Annotated in this window: 8 protein-coding genes; 4 read left to right on the top strand and 4 right to left on the bottom strand. The window is 39.7% G+C overall.

The window, feature by feature from the left end; genetic code table 11:
• The first annotated feature begins 323 nt into the window (after positions 1-323).
• Entirely contained in the window at positions 324-809 is a 486-nt protein-coding gene (rraA, locus tag JQC92_RS20555) for a ribonuclease E activity regulator RraA (protein WP_205001406.1), read from the top strand.
• A gap of 53 nt (positions 810-862) precedes the next feature.
• Here the strand turns inward: rraA and lepB are convergent, their stop codons facing one another.
• The 4 genes from lepB to JQC92_RS23105 all read right to left on the bottom strand — a co-directional run bounded on the left by lepB (position 863) and on the right by JQC92_RS23105 (position 4,779).
• The gene (gene lepB / locus JQC92_RS20550) at positions 863-1,522 is read right to left on the bottom strand and encodes a signal peptidase I (RefSeq protein ID WP_205001405.1); all 660 of its coding nucleotides are present in this window, start codon (positions 1,520-1,522) and stop codon (positions 863-865) included.
• Between the two features lie 96 nt (positions 1,523-1,618).
• Positions 1,619-2,749, bottom strand: a complete 1,131-nt coding sequence (locus JQC92_RS20545; RefSeq protein WP_205001404.1) for an RNA polymerase sigma factor — start codon at positions 2,747-2,749, stop codon at positions 1,619-1,621.
• On the bottom strand, positions 2,749-3,630 hold the full coding sequence (locus JQC92_RS20540) for an alpha/beta fold hydrolase (RefSeq protein WP_205001403.1): 882 nt from the start codon (positions 3,628-3,630) through the stop codon (positions 2,749-2,751). The genes JQC92_RS20545 and JQC92_RS20540 overlap by 1 nt, the downstream gene beginning before the upstream one ends.
• A gap of 138 nt (positions 3,631-3,768) precedes the next feature.
• Positions 3,769-4,779, bottom strand: a complete 1,011-nt coding sequence (locus JQC92_RS23105; protein ID WP_205001402.1) for a prolyl oligopeptidase family serine peptidase — start codon at positions 4,777-4,779, stop codon at positions 3,769-3,771.
• A gap of 150 nt (positions 4,780-4,929) precedes the next feature.
• Here JQC92_RS23105 and JQC92_RS20530 point away from each other — a divergent pair, with 150 nt between their 5' ends.
• The 3 genes from JQC92_RS20530 to JQC92_RS20520 all read left to right on the top strand — a co-directional run bounded on the left by JQC92_RS20530 (position 4,930) and on the right by JQC92_RS20520 (position 6,123).
• A complete protein-coding gene (locus JQC92_RS20530; protein WP_205001401.1) occupies positions 4,930-5,262 on the top strand; it encodes a hypothetical protein in 333 nt (110 codons plus the stop codon).
• Between the two features lie 42 nt (positions 5,263-5,304).
• Positions 5,305-5,685 carry a hypothetical protein gene (locus tag JQC92_RS20525; protein ID WP_205001400.1) on the top strand — a complete coding sequence of 127 codons (381 nt, stop codon included), beginning with the start codon at positions 5,305-5,307 and terminating at the stop codon, positions 5,683-5,685.
• Positions 5,686-5,868: 183 nt separating this feature from the next.
• Positions 5,869-6,123, top strand: coding sequence for a hypothetical protein (locus JQC92_RS20520; RefSeq protein ID WP_205001399.1), 255 nt, complete (start codon positions 5,869-5,871; stop codon positions 6,121-6,123).
• Positions 6,124-6,210 lie beyond the last annotated feature (87 nt).

Below are 6,210 nucleotides of genomic sequence, written 5' to 3'. Positions count from 1 at the left end.
TCAAGCGGCCAGAGCACGAGCCAGAGGCTACCGTAATACAGGAACATTTATAACCATGATCTTTATGATTGCTAGCCCTGTATCAGATCTACTCAAATCCACATGAAACGACGAAGAGCCATTTTTTGCGAACAAGTAGACGAAATTTAACCAATCTTATTTGCTTGTTAATGCTTTTTTGAGGTAGGACTTAGTGAAAGCGTTAATCTTCTTGAGATCAATCAAAATTTTGTAGAATTCGTCAATGAGATTTCTGCATTTTGCTGTTTTTTGTGTTTATACTGGGTCCATAGTAATTACGCGAGTACTCGTAGGAGAGAAATATGGAATACAACACTTCAGAGCTTTGTGACATGTATTTAGATGTTGTTGATGTTGTTGAGCCAATGTTCAGCAACTATGGCGGATGCAGTTCATTTGGTGGTTCCATTGTGACCATTAAATGTTTTGAAGATAACGGCCTTATCTCAAGCATGCTAGCTGAAGATGGTACCGGTAAAGTTCTACTTGTTGATGGTGGGGGCTCTCTACGCCGTGCATTGCTTGATGCTAACCTTGCCGAAGTCGCAGCCAATAATAATTGGGAAGGCATCGTCATTTATGGTTCTGTGCGTGATGTAGATACATTAGATGAACTGGATATTGGGATTCAAGCCTTAGCATCCATTCCTATTGGCGCAGAAAGCCATGAAGTGGGCGAGACTGATTTACCAGTCAATTTTGGTGGTGTAACTTTCTTACCTGGTGATCATATCTACGCCGATAATACTGGCATTATTCTCTCACCAGAACCGCTCGATATTGATTAATAAACATAACAATAGGAAAGCTGACTCTATGTCAGCTTTTTTATTGTTACCTCTCAGCCATTGAGTAACGAATGAAAAAAGCGTTCTTTTCTTGGTAAATAGTAATTATCATAATTCAATGACATCACCACAGATTTAGCGCTACCAATAATTTCACTTCGAGGTACAAAACTAATGACTCTGGAGTCTGCACTGTGATCTCGGTTATCACTTAGCGCTAGGTAATATCCCTCAGGTACAGTAACTTCTCTAAAATTCGCTAAAGATGACGGCGTTTTAGACAAGCGCACTTGATGCTTAAGACCAAGTAAGTTTTCAATTTCATCGCTCGATACTGCATTGCTCGAAATCTTCTGATAATCAAGTTGTTCACCATTGATGGTGAGTTGATTATGACTTAACACGACTCTGTCACCTGGTATACCAATCACTCTTTTGATTAATCGATTCTTTGCAGCTTTAGAGTCAAAAACGATGATGTCACCACGTACAGGGTTTGAAACTTTATAGAGTGAGATGTGTGTGAAAGGCACTCGAACATCGTAGGCCATTTTGTTGGTATAAATTCGATCACCTTCAAGAATTGTGGGCTTCATGGAGCCTGTTGGCACTGTATACCAGTCGGCGACCGCACTGCGAAACACACTCATCAATACCAAGAACAGTAATAGTGATTTATTTTCTTTTAATGACTTGATTAACCAACGTTTCATAAAGTTCCTTCTTACTCACAGTCAAAATAATTTTTTATACTGTGTATGTAAACAACACTCCCTTACTAAGGTTCATATTCAAATGTAACTTGATGTTTATATCAGTGTTTCAAACCGCCCACTTTGATACATTCCCATAATGAATCCCGTACTGCCTCCTATCGCCCCTATACACCAGCCCATTAAGCATCCTATTTTTTCTTTTCTAAGCTGCTTTTCAATTTGAGTTGACGATAAGCCTAATTGATTTTGTATCCTCGCCGCATTAGTTCGATAAAGCACAGAGACAAATCGATTAATACCAAAAATCACCACAAGATAAGCTAAACAGGGAAGTAACCACCCTTCACTGACAGAATAACTCGCCACCAGTAAAAATGTGCTGAACACCAAAAATAGATTTTGCGCTTTTCTATTTTTTTCAAGCAAAGCAATATCTTTGGGATTATCAAACTTTGCAATGGCTTTTTTGGCCACCGTATTGCTGACAAAAATTGCGATTAGTCCGCCAACAAACGCACCGCCTAATATTGATATTACTTTTAACAACCAATGGCTTTGTGATGATGCTGCAACACCTATGCTGGCAGCTGCGGTTGGCGAAGCTGTCATGGCTGCAATCGCAATGGTCGATGAAATACCTAGCGGGGCCGATGACAAAATAACTTTACCGTACTGAGAGAGTACCTTCTCTTTTAAATGCTCTCTGACTCGTTGCAAACGCTTACGAACTAATACTTCACTGATATCTAATAATTCAGCTACAACTTTAGTGCTTTGATCTTCGCGATAATACAACACCACAATCTCACGACTTTCGTCTGGTAATTGCTCAAGTAAATGACTAATCAAATGGCTTTGCTGTTCTTTTATCAGTGATAAATCATGAGCATGGCTATCGTCATATACTTGATTAAGCATCTCATCTACATTCTCAGTGTCTAACTTACGGCGAGCCACCATACCTAAATCACGTACATGATTGATGGCTGTGTACCTTGTTAATTGCCTGACCCATGGCAAAATACTGCTATTGCTTTTCAGCTCATCAATCTTTTGCCACACTTTAATAAAGACTTGTTGGGTTACATCCTCGCTGTAGGCTACATCTCTGGTTATCGCCAAAGCGAGTGAATTCACAGTATTAGTGAGCTCTTTTACTAAAACTGGAAAGGCTTTTTTATCCCCAGATTTGATGCGCTCGACTATGGGTTCCAGTTGCAACATTATAAGCCCTCTACGAAATCAGAAATTTGTGCTTGTAACCAATGTGGCTCATCCCACATTAAAAAATGCTTACTTTGAGTGTTCATGGTCACTTGAGCATTTATCTGATTAACTATTTGTCCTTTGTAAAGGTTTTCCATGGCTTGTTTATCTTTGTCTAAATCAAACCCGCCAGAAGCACCTAGCAACAAGTAAGGAACGGTCAGCTTCGATAACCCTGGCCTAAGATCAGTCGTCATAACACTGTACATTGCACTGGCTGCGGTTTGAGGGTCGGATTGTTTTGCCATATTTAGCAACTCTGACACCTTTCCTTGTTGTTTAGTTTGAATATGCGCAGATTGCATTGTCATCATCGCCATCTTATCCGGTGTCGCAGTTTGATACATCGTCCTGATAAACTGGGCTTGCTGACTCAAATCACTCACTTGAGTTGCATTGCTGCGGCTGAATACAGGACCAATAAATGGCAACCCATCTACCGAAAGCACACCGATAATGGTGATGTCCTGATGGAGGGCAATATCTAATGCCAGTAGTCCCCCCATGCTATGACCGACAATACTGGTATTTTTTAATTGATTAGCAGTGATGTATTTTGAAATGTCATTTTTAGCTACGTTATAGATATCCGAAAAGTGATTACATTTTGGGGTTTCACCAAAACCCGCAATACTAACAATGTGCACACGATGTTGATCCGCCAACTTAGTTGCAATGGGTTGCCAGACTCGTTTATCGCTGATGAAGCCAGAAATCAAAACAATATTACTTTCTTGATTCGTCCCTAAAGCATCCACTTTTATGCATGATTCATTGGCATTTGTAAAAGCGCTTACGAGCACCAAAGATAAAGCGATGACTTGATTAATAACGTTCATAAGTTTTCCTTAACAGATCATGTTTTTAAATGCGTTATTAACTAAGTCACGGGCAATGAAACATGTGTGACAAATTAATTTAATTTTTTAAAAAAATTAAAAAAAGCGATATGTTTCGAGCGGCATTGAGCTGCTGCGTTATAAATACGTTTTAAACCAATTCACAATTTCTTGTTGTTGTTTGTTGCGATTTTTAGAAAAGTAATGATTACCTTCTGGGTAAACCACTAATTTATGTGGGATTTTATGTACATTAAGTGCTGCAGCCAGTTTTTCTGAATGCTCGACAGAAACTCGTTTATCTTTCGCACCATGAATCAGAAGCACAGGCACATCTTTAGGCAATTGATGAACCCATTGAAGCGTTGAACGTTTTTCTAACTCTTGAAGTTTATTAACAAAATAGTTTGGAATTCGATGTTTATATACGTTTTCCATCGCAGGACGAATTTCCAGTCCTCGAACTAAGTCATAATTCCCTGATGAAGCTGCAACGGCTTTGATGTTACTCACTTCTTTCAAGGCTAAAAAGGTTTGCATTCCGCCACGACTTCCGCCAAACATCCCTATTCGCTCAGCATCCGCCCCTACGATATTTGGAATCAACTTAAACAACTCAACGACATCATTGACATCCTTACCACCAAACTCATCAAGGTTATCTTCTTTCGTTAATGAGCCTCGATATTGACTGCCAATGATCACAAACCCTTGCTCGGCGATAGGAAACAGACCTCTCATCATATTGGCGAAAATCATCGAACCGTACCCCCCATTTCCGCCGCGGTTATAAACAAGTACGGGATATTTTTTATCTGATACCTTAGGCTTAATCACAAAGCCAGCAACGTCAACACCATCAACTTTATAGCTAATACTTTGACAAACAAGGTGCTTTTTATAGTGTTCGTATTTTTCTTTACCAAAAATCTTATCGAACCCATTCATCGCCCTGTTTAATTTGTCTTTATCGCCTTTGAATTTTTTGTTGTTCTTCTTTTCAATAAATCCGTACCAAGCCTCATAACTTGAAAATATGGAACGAAAACAATCTTGTTGAGTTGTGACTCGCTCATCATTAATGATATTAGCGGCTTGGGTTAAAAAGCTGGATAGAGCTAACGATAAAATAACGAAACTTTTGTTCACAATAATTCCCTGTGTTTGTTGACAAAAAACACTGACATTTACTGATTCAGTCGAATGAATAAAATCCTACCATAGCAATTAAGCTATTGAATTAAAAGCCAACAAACTGGCAAACTATAGCGTATAAAAATAACTTCTAAGGATAGAATTATGACGCTGCTGAATAGGCTGTTTTTGTTTGCTCTCTGCGGATTCATGAGTATTTCTTGTTTTGCTGTATCTCAAAAAGATGTTCCAGCGGCGCTTAAGCCTTGGCAATCTTGGGTACTGACTGATGATAAAGAGCTGCAGTGCCCTTTCATTAATGGTGCTTCCTACTCTGATAAACAAAATCACATTTGTGCTTGGCCTAGTGAACTCAGTATTGATGCTTCAGACACAAAAGCTCAGTTTCAACAATCCTGGCAAGTGATGGTTGAGTCTCTGGTTCCATTACCCGGTGATAAACAACATTGGCCGACCTCTGTGACAGTTAATGGTTAGAACTGGCCGATAATTAATCATGAAAATAAGCCTCACCTTAATTTGAATCCAGGTCATCATCACATTGTAGGCAAACTAAATTGGCCTCAGTTACCTAAGGTATTATCGCTTGCGAAACCTACTCACATCGTCAAACTCAAAGTCGATAACGACGAGATTGCTTTCCCGAAAATTGAACGACATCAGCTTTGGTTTGATCAGCAAGCAGAACCGACAACAGGTCAAGACTCAGAAACGTTAGAAGTGGTAAGAAAAATCAGCGACGGCGAACTTTTGAAACTTGAAACGCTCGTTTATCTCGATATTTCTGGTAAAGCCCGAGAAGTGAATTTTGGTCAAGTTTTACCACAGGGGTTTGAATTAGCAGGCATCACCTCTGCTCTCGACGCTTTTATGAATGCAAAAGGTGAACTTTATGCTTGAGTAAAACCCGGTGATTGGTCGATCAAAATCATTAGTTATGCGCAGCCTACCACCTTATCTTGGCAGCGCCCCTCTTCGTCGACCATTTGGCCTAAAAAGGAAATATGGGCATTAGAAGCCGATGAAAAGCTGCGTATAGGGAAACTTGAAGGTGTAAACCTCATCGATAATAGCCAGGCTGATATGCCCAGTTCTTGGGAAAAACTTCCGAGTTATTTAGTCTCCGAAAACGCAAAGCTAGTTTATGAAATTCAACACCGAGGTAGCCCTACTCACCTTGAAAACCAGTTAACCCTAAAGCGCCAATTATGGTTAGCTTTCGACGAGCAAACGTTCACGTTCAGTGACGCAATCACTGGCAACATGAGAAGTGACTGGCGGATGGATATGGCAGAACCTTATTTAGTCGGTTCTGAAAAAATCCATTTCAAGAGTTAAAATGTACGGCATCTGATTTACGCAAAATTCAGAGCCGTACCCCAAAAGCAAGATTTCTTAGATTTTGCATCAATTTCACTACAAAAC

It is taken from the genome of Parashewanella hymeniacidonis, assembly GCF_016900895.1.
Classification (GTDB): domain Bacteria; phylum Pseudomonadota; class Gammaproteobacteria; order Enterobacterales; family Shewanellaceae; genus Parashewanella; species Parashewanella hymeniacidonis.
Note: the sequence above shows the minus strand (reverse complement) of the source record. Positions and strands in the feature narration are given on the sequence as shown.